Annotated in this window: 10 protein-coding genes; all 10 read left to right on the top strand. The window is 35.8% G+C overall.

Annotated elements, in window-relative coordinates; genetic code table 11:
- Positions 1–141: 141 nt before the first annotated feature.
- Entirely contained in the window at positions 142–1,500 is a 1,359-nt protein-coding gene (locus IW18_RS03125) for a sugar porter family MFS transporter (RefSeq protein ID WP_041516116.1), read from the top strand.
- Entirely contained in the window at positions 1,463–3,079 is a 1,617-nt protein-coding gene (locus IW18_RS03120; RefSeq protein WP_041516115.1) for a glycoside hydrolase family 32 protein, read from the top strand. Before IW18_RS03125 ends, IW18_RS03120 begins: the two co-directional genes overlap by 38 nt.
- A 178-nt stretch (positions 3,080–3,257) precedes the next feature.
- On the top strand, positions 3,258–6,362 hold the full coding sequence (locus tag IW18_RS03115) for a SusC/RagA family TonB-linked outer membrane protein (protein WP_041516114.1): 3,105 nt from the start codon (positions 3,258–3,260) through the stop codon (positions 6,360–6,362).
- Between the two features lie 14 nt (positions 6,363–6,376).
- Entirely contained in the window at positions 6,377–8,068 is a 1,692-nt protein-coding gene (locus tag IW18_RS03110) for a RagB/SusD family nutrient uptake outer membrane protein (protein WP_041516113.1), read from the top strand.
- Positions 8,069–8,087: 19 nt separating this feature from the next.
- Complete coding sequence (locus tag IW18_RS03105; protein ID WP_041516112.1) at positions 8,088–9,485, top strand: DUF4960 domain-containing protein; 1,398 nt, start codon at positions 8,088–8,090, stop codon at positions 9,483–9,485.
- Between the two features lie 21 nt (positions 9,486–9,506).
- Positions 9,507–11,063, top strand: a complete 1,557-nt coding sequence (locus IW18_RS03100) for a glycoside hydrolase family 32 protein (protein ID WP_041516111.1) — start codon at positions 9,507–9,509, stop codon at positions 11,061–11,063.
- Between the two features lie 24 nt (positions 11,064–11,087).
- Positions 11,088–11,993 carry a carbohydrate kinase family protein gene (locus IW18_RS03095; protein WP_041516110.1) on the top strand — a complete coding sequence of 302 codons (906 nt, stop codon included), beginning with the start codon at positions 11,088–11,090 and terminating at the stop codon, positions 11,991–11,993.
- Positions 11,994–12,608: 615 nt separating this feature from the next.
- Entirely contained in the window at positions 12,609–13,469 is an 861-nt protein-coding gene (locus IW18_RS03090; protein WP_052480062.1) for an AraC family transcriptional regulator, read from the top strand.
- Positions 13,470–13,488: 19 nt separating this feature from the next.
- On the top strand, positions 13,489–14,124 hold the full coding sequence (locus IW18_RS03085; RefSeq protein ID WP_041516109.1) for an NAD(P)H-binding protein: 636 nt from the start codon (positions 13,489–13,491) through the stop codon (positions 14,122–14,124).
- A gap of 282 nt (positions 14,125–14,406) precedes the next feature.
- On the top strand, positions 14,407–14,952 hold the full coding sequence (locus IW18_RS03080; protein WP_041516108.1) for a nuclear transport factor 2 family protein: 546 nt from the start codon (positions 14,407–14,409) through the stop codon (positions 14,950–14,952).
- Positions 14,953–14,955 lie beyond the last annotated feature (3 nt).

The following is a 14,955-nucleotide window of genomic DNA, read 5'->3' as shown; positions in this document are numbered from 1 at the left end:
ATTTACGTAAAACCTTGTAAATAAAGGTTTTGAGTTTAAAATGCTAAACTATCAATATTTATAGAAATAAATTGTAACATCATTAAAAATAAGTTGTTTTTTTTGCAGATATCTTAGCAACAAGTTTTTAATACATGTACAATGAATAAGATATTGATTTGGTCTGTTACTGCTGCACTGGCAGGTTTTCTTTTCGGTTTTGATACCGTAGTTATTTCTGGAGCTGATAAACAATTACAGCTTCTGTGGCACTCGTCAGATGCCTTTCATGGTTCAGTTGTTATGGCAATGGCATTATGGGGAACTGTAGTTGGTGCAATCTTTGGAGGAATCCCAACAAATAAAATAGGACGTAAAAAAACCTTGTTCTGGATTGGGATTTTATATTTTGCTTCGGCAATTGGTGCCGCTTTCGCTAATGATCCGTTTGTTTTTGCTGCCTTTAGATTTATTGGTGGTTTAGGAGTTGGTGCTTCTACTATTGCTGCTCCGGCTTATGTGTCAGAAATTGCTCCGGCAGACAAAAGAGGAAGATTGGTTGCTTTGTATCAGTTTAATATTGTATTAGGTATTTTAATTGCTTTTATCTCTAATTACTTTTTAAAAGATATTGGAGAAAACGCCTGGAGATGGATGATTGGTGTTCAGGCAATTCCTTCTCTGATTTATATTCTTTTTATTTTGACAATTCCCGAAAGTCCAAGATGGCTTTTGTCTAAAAATCGTGACGAAGAAGCACGTAAAGTTTTATATACGATTGATCCGTCTGCAAATATTTCTGATTTAATGGATGATTCCCGTGAAAACGGTATTACCAAACACGAAAATATTTTCATGAAGAAATACCGTTTTCCTTTAATTCTGGCTTTTTTAATTGCCTTTTTCAATCAGTTTTCGGGAATCAATGCATTTCTTTATTATGCGCCAAGAATTTTTGAAGAAGCCGGCTTAGGGCAAAATACAGCGTTGTTAAGCAGTATCGGAATTGGAGTTACAAATCTTATTTTCACCTTAATTGGTGTGGCATTAATCGACAAATTAGGAAGAAAGTTGTTAATGTACATTGGTTCTGTTGGATATATTATTTCACTCGGATTAGTATCGGCTTCTTTCTATTACAATTGGGGAGGTTTGTCAGTTCCTATTTTCCTTTTCCTTTTTATTGCTTCACATGCAATTGGTCAGGGTGCGGTCATTTGGGTTTTTATTTCAGAAATATTCCCAAATCATATTCGTGCATCCGGACAGGCATTTGGAAGTTCAGTACATTGGGTTTTGGCAGCGATTATTCCGTCTTTAATTCCGATGTTATTTTCAGAAATCGGACCAGAAGTTGTATTCCTTATTTTTACTTTAATGATGGTTTTACAATTGTTATTTGTAATTTTTCTGATGCCGGAAACAAAAGGAATTTCTTTAGAAGCTTTAAGCGAAACACTAACTAAAAAAAATAACCACAAAAATGAAATCAAAGAAACATCTGCCGTTAGCTCTTTATAGTGCTGCCTTACTGTCGATAGTAGGATTAAAACCGTCTTCTGCAACTGCACAAACTGCTGCCGTAACTGTATCGAACACAGCGGAAGAACAAATGTATCGACCAAATTTTCATTTTACGCCAAAAAAAGGCTGGATGAACGATCCTAACGGAATGTTCTTTTCCAACGGATACTATCATTTGTTTTACCAGCATTATCCTGATGGAAATACATGGGGACCAATGCATTGGGGACATGCCATTTCTAAAGATTTAATTAAATGGGAAGAACAGCCTATCGCGCTTTATCCGGATAAAGACAAGTATATATTCTCCGGAAGTGCCGTTGTCGACACGCATAACACATCTGGTTTAGGAACGGGAAAAACAGCTCCGATTATTGCTATTTATACTTTGCATGATATGGCAAAGGAAAAAGCTGGCAAAATTGATGTGGAGCAGCAGGATATTGCTTTTTCTAATGATAACGGTTTTACATGGCAGAAATTTGAGGAAGGAAATCCTGTCGTGAAAAACCCTGGAATTAGAGATTTTAGAGATCCAAAAGTTTCTTGGGATGAAACGCACAAACAGTGGATTATGGCTTTGGCAGCACAGGATCGAATTCATTTTTACAAATCATCAAATCTGAAAAACTGGGAATTTGCATCTGAATTCGGAAAAAATATTGGTGCTCATGGCGGTGTTTGGGAATGTCCTGATTTCTTCGAAATAAAAGTTGAAGGTACAAAAGAAAAAAAATGGGTTTTAATCGTAAATCTTAATCCGGGTGGGCCAAACGGAGGTTCAGGAGTTCAATATTTTGTTGGGGATTTTGACGGAAAAACATTTATGATGGATCAAAGTTTTGCCGAAAGAGTGAAAAATGAAAAAGCAGTTTGGGCAGATTATGGAAAAGATAATTATGCAGGAGTAACGTGGAATAATGTTCCAACTTCAGACGGAAGAAGACTGTTTATCGGATGGATGTCAAACTGGGATTATGCACAGCAAGTTCCAACAACAACATGGAGAAGCAGTACAACCATTCCGCGTGAATTGAAGCTGGTTAAAAAAGGAAACCATTATAATTTGGTTAGCACACCGGTAAAAGAAATCAATAATTATGTTTCTAAAACCATTAAAACAAAAAGTAAAACCGGAAAAGGAACTTTGAATTTAATTGAAAACGGAAAAGTAGATTTAACACAGACAGTTATTAGTTTAGATTTAAAAAACTTAAAACAGGAAGATTATGCTTTTACACTTTCAAATGCAAATGGAGAATCTTTAAGTTTCGGTTTAAACAACAAAGAAAATTACTTATTTGTTGATCGTTCTAAAGCCGGTAAAATGGATTTTTCAGATAAGTTTGCTTTACCAGTAAGCAAAGCATTTTTGGAAGGAAGCCAAAAAAGTGCCGCTTTTAAAATTATTCTGGATAAAACTTCAATTGAAATATTCTACAATAATGGCGAAAAAGTAATGACGGAAATCTTTTTTCTAAATAAACCATTTACTTCACTTTCGATTACTTCAAAAGAGAAAATGGAAGTAAATAATGTAATAATTCAGGAATTAAATGTCTCAAAAAGGCACTAAGAAAGAATAGCAGAATTATTTTTTCTTCTTAAAAATCCACAGCTAAAGCTTGTAAATACTCGAAAGATTTTCCTTTCTGACCTTTTATGCTTTGTTCTGAAAATTATCGATTGCTTATCGCAAGCGAAATACTAACTACGTAATTAACCAATTAAATATAAACCAAAACAATTAATTTATGAAAAGTAAGATTATTTATTTTCTATTTTTCTTCTTTCCGATGCTGATGATGACGGCGCAGGAAAACGGAATTAAAGGAACGGTAATTTCGTCTGATGACGGAATGCCGCTTCCTGGAGCGACAGTTATTATTTTAGGAACAAATACCAGTTCGGTCACCGATTTTGATGGAAATTTTTCTTTCCCAAATGTCGCTTCAGACGCTGTACTTATAGTTTCTTTTATAGGATATGCCCCGCAATCGATTTCTGTTAAAGAGCAAAAAACAATCAATATAACGTTGAAAGTAGACAACAATCAATTGAATGAAGTCGTGGTAACCGGTTATTCAAAACAAAAGAAAACGGATATCACAGGAGCAGTTGCGGTTGTGAACATGAAAGATGTTATGAAACAGCCGGAACCAAATCCGATCAAAGCTTTACAGGGAAGAATTGCCGGAGTAAAAGTATCGTCTGATGGTTCGCCAAGCGGAGGAAATACAAAAGTGGTCATTCGTGGTGTTGGAACTTTAAACAACACAGATCCGCTTTACGTTATTGACGGAATGCCGACAAAATCCGGAATGCACGAATTAAACCCTAATGATATCGAAACCATTCAGGTTTTGAAAGATGCTTCTTCGGCAAGTATTTATGGTTCCCGAGCTTCAAACGGTGTGATTATCATTACAACCAAAAAAGGAAAAGAAGGTAAAATGAGAATCAATTTCAGTACCTATGCTTCCTTTTCTGATTATTCTAGAAAGTTGGATGTTCTAAACGCGAACCAATTTGGACAGGCACTTTGGCAGGCGAATATTAACGACGGTTTAAATCCGAATAACAACAATTTGCGTTATCAGTTTGACTGGTCAGTAAATAACAACAAACCGCAATTGAATAAAGTTTTGGTTCCGGAATATTTAGATGCACAGCAAACCATAAAAGCTTCAAACACGGATTGGTACGATGCTATTTCTCAAACCGGAGTTGCCAATTCTTATGATTTGTCTGTATCGAATGCTTCGGATAAAGGAAATTATGTTTTCTCGCTAGGGTATTATGGAAACGAAGGTGTTGTAAAAACAACAGATTTCGAAAGAATTTCTGCCAGAATGAACAGTTCTTATAAATATTTTGATGGCAAATTAGTTATTGGAGAAAACTTCAGTCTAAACCGCACGAACGAAGTAACAGATCCGGGCGTTTTAGATCCGGCACTTAGAGCTTTACCAATTATTCCGGTGCATACTGTAGACGGAATTGGTTGGGGAGGACCTGTTGGAGGAATGAACGACAGACAAAATCCGGTTCGACTTTTAGAATATAATAAAGACAACAAATACGATTATTTGCGCCTTTTTGGTAACGCTTACGCGGATTTGGAAATCATTAAAAACCTGCACATCAAAACCAGTTTCGGAATGGATTATGGTTTTTATAAAAAACGCACGTTACAGAGAAGCTACAAATCAGGTTATCTGCAAAACGATCAGACTTCTGTAACTATCGATCAGTCAATCAGTGATAAATGGACTTGGACTAATACTGCGATTTATAGTTTAAACTTTGGAAAAAGCAATCTTAATTTGATGGCGGGAACGGAGATGTATAAAGATACTTATGATACAAATACGTTGCGTAAAAATGACTTTTTGATCGAAACGCCGGATTATATGTATCCGGATGCAGGAACAGGAGAATCTTTTACCAGCGGAACTTCGACCGTATATTCTTTGCTATCTTATTTTGGAAAAGCAGATTACGAGTTTGATAATCGTTATTTGGTTTCGGCTACAATTCGTCGTGATGGTTCTTCTCGTTTTGGAAAAAATAATCAATTCGGAACATTTCCGGCAGTTTCTGCAGGATGGAGAATCAGCAACGAAAACTTCATTAAAAACAATGCTACTGTTTTTTCTGATTTGAAATTAAGAGCGGGATGGGGACAAACCGGAAATCAAGAAATCAGTAATACGGCAGTTTACTCGCTTTATCTGGCAAGTTACGCAGGCGGAAGTCCAACTTGGGCAACATCCTACGGAACAGCTTATGATATTGCAGGAAACGGAAACGGATTGCTTCCGTCTGGTTTTATCGCAACGCAATCAGGAAATGATGATTTAAAATGGGAAACGACTACACAAACCAACATTGGTTTGGACTTTGGTTTATTCAAACAAAAATTAAGCGGATCTATAGATTATTATATCAAGAAAACAGATGATATTTTGGTGTTGCCGCCTTATTTAGGAGTTATTGGAGAAGGTGGAAATCGTTGGGTAAACGGAGCTTCTATGGAAAATAAAGGCTGGGAGTTTTCTCTAGGCTATCATGATGAAACTTCATTTGGACTGAAATATGATATTTCAGGAAATATTTCGGCAAACAAAAATAAGATTACACAATTGCCGGATGAAGTAAAAAACAATTACGGGGGCGACGGACTGAATGATAATATTTTGGGACGACCAATAAATTCAATGTACGGTTATGTAACTGACGGATTGTTTACAAGTCAGGATCAAGTTGACAACTCGGCAATTCAGGAAGGAAAAGGCCTTGGAAGAATTCGTTACAAAGACTTAAATGGCGACGGAACAATTACAGATAAAGACCGCACATGGATCGGAAATCCAAATCCGGGATTGTTGTATGGAATTAATTTAAACGTGTCTTATAAAAACTTTGATTTTACCACTTTCTGGGAAGGTGCAAGCGACGTGGATGTTATCAATAATACCAAATATCAGACTGATTTCTGGAGCGTAGATGATGTGGGATCAAACAAAGGAACACGTCTGCTGAATGCATGGTCTTTGGATAATCCAAATTCAACCATTCCGGCACTGACAACAGTTGACAGAAATGCAGAATCTAGATTTTCAACTTATTATGTAGAAAACGGAAGTTATCTAAAACTTAGAGTTTTACAGTTTGGCTATAGTTTGCCAAAGGATTTACTTAAAAAACTTAGTATGGAAAGTTTCAGGTTTTATATCAGCGGTCAAAACTTATTGATTATTGATGCGAAAAGCTTCACAGGTGTTGATCCGGAAAATGCAGGTTTTGGATATCCTCAGCCGACAACTTTTACTGCTGGTCTTAATTTTACTTTATAATAAAAGATTTAAAAATGAAAAAAATATTATATATAGCAGGATTTGCAGTGATGTGTTTCTTCGCTTCCTGTTCCGATTTTTTAGAAAATGATCCGCGTGGTGTGTTGTCAGAAGAAGATATTGTTACACCGCAGTCGGTTGAAGGATTTATGAATGCGGCTTATGCGCAGTTAGGAAATGATCATTACGATTCTCCGTACAGTTTATGGCCGTTTGGAAATGTACGTTCTGATGATGCCTACAAAGGCGGAAGCGGTACAAACGATATTCAGGATTTTCATTTTTTTGAAGTTTCAAATAATATCCGCCCGGATTTTGGAGAATTGGATAGTTTCTGGTACATCAGTTATGTGGGCGTTTCAAGAGCTAATAAAGCATTGAAAGCTTTGGAACAAATCTCAGAAGCCGATTATCCGTTGAAGAAAACGAGAATGGCTGAAATGCGTTTCTTGAGAGGACATTTTTATTTTATGCTGAAAATCATGTTTAGAAATGTGCCTTATATTACAGAAGATATTCCGATAGAAAAATATAAAACAATTTCAAACAAAGCGCTTTCAAACGAAGCGCTTTGGACCAAAATTGCTGAAGATTTTCAGGCTGCGGCCGACAATTTACCTGATGCCCAGCCACAAATAGGACGCGCTACTAAAAAAGCCGCTTATGCGTATTTGGCAAAAACAAGATTGTATCAGGCCTATACACAGGACGAGACATTTAAGGTTACCGGAATTAGCCAACAGCATTTGCAGGAAGTAATTGCAGCGACTGATAAAGTTATTGGCAAAGCGACTCTAGAACCTGATTTTGCGAACAATTTCTTGCCAGGAACTTACGAAAACGGACCGGAATCTATTTTCTCGATTCAGTTTTCTGATAATGATGGAACTTTATATGGAAGATTGAATTTTTCTGATGTTCTTTCTACACCACAAGGTTTAGGTTGTTGTGATTTTCATAAACCAAGCCAAAATCTAGTGAATGCTTTTAAAACGGGAGCCAATGGTTTGCCTGAGTTTGATACGTACAACAATGAAGATTTTGATTATAAAAATATAGATGCAAATACAGTTGATCCAAGATTGTATCATACCGTTGCAATGCCGGGCTTGCCTTATAAATATGATCCAGAATTTCTATATGTTGAAGCTTGGGTACGTTCTCCAGGGACGTATGGTTACTTTGCTTCTTTAAAAGAAAATGTTGCTCCAAATTGCAGCTGCGTGGTAAATATTGATCCGTTTTATGGAAATTCAAAAAACAGAATACAGATTCGTTATGCTGATGTGATTTTGATGCGTGCCGAAGCTTTGATTGAATTAGGAAGACAATCTGAAGCTTTGCCATTAATTAATCAAATCAGAGAAAGAGCGGCGCAGAGTACAGGAAGATTGCCTTACGTGAAAAACTTCAAAATAAATACCTATGTAGATGGTGGCAATTGTAACTGGACGCAGGGTTTTGCCCGCAAAGCATTGCGTTGGGAACGTCGTTTAGAATTGGCGATGGAAGGAAGCCGATTCTTCGATCTTGTTCGCTGGGGAATCACAGATCAAGTTATGAATGATTTTTATGCTAAAGAAAAAACAAAACGTACGTATTATCAGGATGCCTTTTTTGATGCGCACAAAGAGGAGTATTGCCCAATTCCGTTGAAGCAAATTAATTTCAGTCAGGGATTGTACAAACAAAATCCAGGTTATTAATCTTTAAAGAATCAGCAATATGAAAAAAGCTTTAAATAAATATTGGACCAAAGTGTTTATAGTATTGGCAATGATTTTTATGATTACTGCCTGCGAAAACAGTTTTGAAACTGGCGGATTTGATGTGAGTTCGCCTTCAAATGTACTGTCATTCAAATTAAATGGAGTTTCAGGAAACATTGATCAGACAACAGGAAAAATTACTGTTGTAATGCCTTACGGATCTGACATAACAGCTATAAAACCAGAAGTTGTTTTTGTCGATGGCACAACATCAAATCCGGAATTAAATTCGGCAATGAATTTTACAAATCCGGTAAAATTCAGAGTGGTTAATGGTAATTTATACAAAGATTATATAGTAACTACAACCGTTTTAAGTCCAATTAAGAGTTTTACAATTAATGGTGTTGCAGCGACTGTAAACGACATTAGCAAAACCATCAATATGACGCTTCCTGAAAATACTGATTTGACAGCGCTTAAACCCGTAATTGAAGTTACGACAGGTGTTACCATTTCACCAGCTTCAGGAGCAACCGTTGATTTTACAAACGCAGTCACTTTTGTAATAACATCAAATGGAAAAAGCGTTAACTATACGGCAAATGTTGGAGTTCCGGTTGCAGGATTGACAGTTGCATTTTTAGGAACTGCCGCTACAAGATCCGGAATTACAAATATGGATGAAGTTACAGCTTCAAACTGGTTGTTTGATAATTTTCCAGGTGCTAAATATATTTCTTTCGAAAGTATACAAAACGGTGCCGATTTAAGTGATATCGACGTCATTTGGTGGCATTTTGATTCGGCTGCAAATTTACCTTCTGTGGCTTATAATCCTGCGGTTACAAATGCATTGAAAAATTTTAGAACAAATGGAGGAAATCTGTTGTTGACTTCATTTGCTTCGCAATATGTTGATGCTTTAGGAATTGTTCCGTCAGGGAAAGGACCAAATAATGTTTTTGGAGATTTTCTTCCAAATGGATTTGTGGACGGAAATTCATGGGGAATGTCATTCGTTGGTCATGAAGGCCACCCAATTTTCCAAGGTTTAACCATTTTTGAAGCCGGAAAAGCCAATTTACTGCAAAGCGGAACTTTCAGATTAAATCATACAGCGTGGTGGTTTTTACCGGAATGGGGCGGATACAATAATGGAGAAGGCTGGAGAAACCAAACAGGAGGAACCAATCTGGCAAGTGAAGCCTGGGATAATGAACTTAACGGAAGAGTTACAATTGCAGAATTTCCAAATACAAGCACAAATAAAAATGTAATTGTTATTTCTATGGTAGCTTACGATTGGTACAATGAAACCAATAGCAGCGGAGTGCCAAGTCAGGCAAACGAGTTTATTACAAACATTAAACTGCTGACACAAAACAGTATCAATTATCTAGCGGCAAAGTAAATAACCTTGAATTTAATTAAAATGAAATATAGAAATATAATCACAATAGCATCTGTTTTCTTTTCGCTGGTTTCGTGTAGTCAGGATGAAAATTATATTGGAGGTTCGATCTCAGGAGGCAATTCTGAAATAACAAGTATTTTTCCTGTTCCGCCGGCACAATGGATGGGCACGACTGATCCCTATTATAGTGCAGGTTATACCGGAGATATTATGCCTTTTTTCGATAACGGAAAATTCCATATTTACTTTCTGCATGATGCGCAGAATAAACCTGCCGGAAAAGGATTTCATGATATTCATGAATATCAAAGTACAGATTTGGCACATTTTACTTATGAAGGTCAAACTATTCCGTATGGTACAACGCTTGAACCTGATTTTGCTATTGGCACTGGATCAGTTGTCAAAGTGGGTAATCTTTATTACTTTTATTATACTGGGCACAATGAAAATCCGGTTTTTGTTCAGTCGAATGCGAGAGAAAGTGTGTTGTGTGCAACAAGTAGTGACTTGAAAAAATGGACAAAGGTTCCGTCTTTTAAAATTACAGCTCCGGCGGGATATTACAACTATGATTTCAGAGATCCGCATGTGTTTTATAATGATGAACTGAAAAAATATTCAATGTTAGTCAGCGCACAGACAGAACCTGGAAGAAAAGCCGTTTTGTTGCATTTTACAAGCGCTGATCCTGCATCAGGAAAATGGAATGTTGAAGCTCCGATTTATATCACAACGCCTGAAGATAATTATCTGATGATGGAATGTGCGGATATTTTCAAAATGGGAAGCAATTGGTATTTAATTTTTTCGGAGAATTGGAGTGGCAATAAAGGAACGCATTACAGAATTTCTTCATCAATAAATGGTCCATGGACAAAACCGGAAAATGACAGAATTGACGGAGAATATTTTTATGCAGGAAAAACAGCTTCTGATGGAAACAAAAGATATGTTTTTGGATGGAATGCCAGAAAAACACCTGAGAATGATTTAGGAAATAAAGATTGGGCAGGAAATATGGTTATTCATGAATTGATTCAGAATTCAGATGGAACTTTAGGAACGCAATCACCGAAATCGGTTAAGGATTTATTTTCGAAAAAGAATGCTACTGCAGAAGTAGATGCAATTTCAGCCAACGCAACAGCCAATAACGGAACCTATTCTTTATCCGGAGAAACAGAAAAAGCAATGGTTACTTTTAAAAGCATTGGAAAGAAAGTTAAAATAAAAGCCGAAGTCACTTTAGCGAAAGCTAGCGGAACAACCGGATTTGTTTTTCATACCAATGATACAGGAAGTTATTATAAAGTGGTTTTGGATATTGCTAATGGAAAAATAAGCGGTTTTAATTCGGCTTCACAGGAAGTAACGCGTTTGCCATTTGCATTTCAGACAAATGTAAAATATGATGTTGAAATAATTGCTGAAGGAAGTGTTGTCGTAGTTTATATTAACGGAAAAACGGCGCTCACCAACCGCATTTACGGAAGAGACAAAAACAAATGGAGTTTAATTGCTGAAGGACAAACGAGCACAATCTCAAATCTTCAGATAACGCAACCTGAATAAAAATTAATAATAAAATATTTTAGAATGAATAACGGAAAAAACCTTAAGGCGGTGGCATACGGAGAGGTACTTTGGGATGTTTTTGCCAATGAAAAAAAGATTGGCGGTGCACCATTGAATGTTGCCTTGCGCATGAAAACGCTGGGTTGCGAAGTGGCCATGATAAGCTGTGTAGGAAATGATGAAGATGGGAAAGCAATAAAAAATCAAGTGAAACAACTGGGACTTGAAACGGATACAATCGTAATTTCAGAAGATTTCCCGACTGGTTTGGTCAACGTTACCTTAAATGAACGTGGATCGGCAACTTATGAAATCAGTTATCCGTCTGCCTGGGATAAAATTGAATTGAATGATTTAGCAAAAGCAACGGTAAAATCGGCTGATGTATTGATTTACGGAAGTTTGGTTTGTCGCGATAACGTTTCGAGAAAAGCTTTGGAAGAGCTGCTTCAAAATGATGTTTATAAAGTTTTTGATGTGAATTTAAGAAAACCACATTATACGTATGAAATCCTGAACCAGCTTATGCAATCGGCTGATTTTATTAAATTTAATGATGAAGAATTGCTTGAAATTGCAAAAGCAATGAATTCTCCTTATGAAAGTCTGGAAGAAAATATGGCTTTCATTGAAGAAAAAACAAAAGCAACTGCAATGTGTGTAACGAAAGGTAAACACGGAGCTTTGTTGTTGTGGGAAGGAAAAATTTATGAAAATGGTGGGTACCCAATTGAAGTTGCTGATACGGTAGGTGCCGGAGATTCTTTCTTGGCGGCTTTGATCACTTCATTGCTAACAGGAAAAGAACCTCAGAATTCAATTGATTTTGCCTGTGCAGTTGGTGCTCTTGTTGCTGAAGCGCCTGGAGCAAATCCGGAAGTTCCTAATTCTAAAATTGAAAATTTAATGGCTGTAATTAAAATTTAATCTTTTTACAAAAGGATCATCGTATTCGATTAATTGAAATTGTTTTTTTTGAAGTTAAGCGTGATATCAAAAAAGATGCTCTTTTTTTATTGTGGTTTAGTGTCTAATAGAACGCTAATTTTAAATTTACCTAATTTTTCATGTATACACTTATTTATTATAGTCTTTTTTTTATTTTGGTATGTTTTTAAAAAAGAAAAATACAGCAAAAAAATAAGTTAAACTCATTTATTAATAAGGATATGAAAAAAAGGCGCCAATTGTCTTCAATTGGCGCCTTTTGGCTGTAGTGACCTCAACGGGACAAATTACAACATCTTTTTTGAATGATTTGAAGAAATTGGCGTACTACATGTAGAGTCTGTCTTCTATTGGTTTTGTAAATTTGGTTTAGATGTCCTGTTGGGGATTGATATCTTTTTGTGAAGGTAAATCTAGTTGATGTTTGCCTACTATTTTAAGCATAAATTGTTTAAGGACTAAAAGAGCAAAAAATTTGGACTAAAAAGAAAAATATATTGTTCTTAATGCTTGTATTTTTGTAATAGAAGTTTTTACTATTTGTATTAATTCCAAAATAAATTAAAACTGCTTTATAGATTTAATAATTCTATTATGAAGAAAATGATTAAAGTTCCAACTTCTTTGATTGGCGGTGATGCTCCCCAAAATTCTCTGATGCTAGATGGCTGCTCAGTAATTGAGCAGTGCATACACAGTACAGAAGTTAAAGGAACAATGTACCTCGAACAGCATTTACTTCTAATTGTATTAGAAGGATCAGTTGTTCTGACTTATGGAAAACAAGAATATAAGCTTTTCAAGAATGATATGATTTTGCTGAAAAAAGCAACTGCCGTAAAGTATCATAAATTCGGAAATGCTGAAAATGATAATATTTACGATAGTTTAATGTTTAGTATTAAAGATGATCTTTTAAAGTCGTTTTTATCAACCTCAGAAATTAAAGTTTCAAAACCTGAGGGAGAAATTAAAACAGGAGTTTACCCAATGAATGAATGTTTAGTTGCATTTGCACATTCCATGAAGCCTTATTTTTTTGATCATTCTGTGGTTCATCCCGGACAGCTTCGCCTGAAAATAATGGAATTACTTTATGATGTTGCAGAATGTAACCGAAATATGTTTTTACAAATTCTTCAGTTGCACGAACCTGTAAAAACTGATATCCGTAACGTGGTAGAACAGCATTATGCTTCACCAGTTTCAGTTTCTGAACTGGCGTATCTTTCCGGCAGAAGTTTGTCAAGTTTTAAGAGAGATTTTCAAAATATATACAATGTTGCACCTGCAACCTGGATTAGAGAAAAGAGATTAGAAAAAGCAAAAGATATGCTGGAAACTACAGCTTTGTCGGTTTCAGATATCTGTTATTCTTTAGGGTTCGAAAATGTTTCTCACTTTTCAAGAATATATAAAGAATTTCACGGACAGGCACCGAGTATCTCTCGTTAGTAATTTTAAAATTAAGCTTATGAAAGTATTCGTTATTGGAGGAAATGGAAGGGTTGGATCTCTTTTAGTTACTAAATTAGCTTCTCAACATCAAGTTTTATCGGGTTCAAGAAACCGAAAGCCAGAAAATAATCTGGATAATGTTGAGCAAGTTTATATTGATTTGTTAAGCGATGTTGATACGATTGCCGAAAGTATGACTGGTGTAGACGTCGTTTATTTTGTCTCAGGTTCACGAGGGAAAAACCTTTTACAGATAGACTTACACGGGGCGATAAAATCGATGCAAGCCTCAGAGAAAGCAGGAGTTAAACGTTATATTATGCTAAGTTCTATTTTCGCCTTGCAACCGGAGCGTTGGAATGAATCTTTCCTGAGTACCTTAAAAGATTATAATATTGCCAAGCATTATGCTGACCTTTACCTTACGACTCAAACCCAACTTGATTATACTATATTGCAACCCGGAGCGCTAATAGAAGAAGAAGGTACAGGAAAAATAGAGACCAATGTGACTAACGCCGGATCTAATTCTATTGCTAATGTTGTAGATACTCTTGTATCAGTATCAGAAAATAATTCTACTATAGGTAAAGTCATTTTAATGCAGGATGGCAATACTCCAATTGTTGAAGCTTTACATCAAATCAAATAAAAATTTAGGCATTCAATTATTTGAATATTAGTATTTCTGTGTATTCTCAATTGCTCATTAAAAAGGTTTGATAACAAATTTATTAATAGGGAAACTTCCACAACGAATAATTTTAAATCCTTAAAAAAGGACTAATTAGACAAAATCTTTGAGCTAATTAGAAAAAACGTCACGCTTTAGTCCTTGTACCTTTGTTTTAGAAATAGAGCTTAACTATTCTGTCAAATAGCACAGAAAATTAAGCTCAAAAATTAGCAATTTTCAACTAAAACAAGACGATTTATGAAAAATATTCCCGAAAGAAAAACCGCAGTTCGAAATTCCGCAGATTTTAGGCAGGATATTAGAAAAATTTCGAAAAAGATCTTTTCCTCAGTCCCAACTTTAGCTATTATCTCAGCCTTAACCATTGGCGGATTATTAGCTTCCTGCCAGGATAAAAACAATCAAAACAATAAAACAGAAGTTATGCAAAACAATCAAGTACAAAAAGAAAGTATCCTGAAAGCAATAGATTTATATGTAGAAGCAGGAAGAAAAGGCGATGGCAATATTGCAAAACCAGCATTTGCGTCAACCGCAACAATGTCGTGGTCTGAAAACGGAGCATTAAAAAGTGTTCCGATTCAAGTGTTATTTGATGGATTTTCTGCCGCTGAGCCAACAGAAGCGAATTACACATTGACTACTCTGGATGTAGGAGGTGATGTTGCAATAGTGAGAATCGAATCACAATTTGGACCAAACAAATATGCCGATATGTTTAGCCTTGTAAAAGACGGAAACGATTGGAAAATAATCAGTAAAATTTATCAAATTATAAAATAAGAA

The organism is Flavobacterium hibernum, assembly GCF_000832125.1.
GTDB classification, from domain to species: Bacteria; Bacteroidota; Bacteroidia; order Flavobacteriales; family Flavobacteriaceae; genus Flavobacterium; species Flavobacterium hibernum.
Note: the sequence above shows the minus strand (reverse complement) of the source record. Positions and strands in the feature narration are given on the sequence as shown.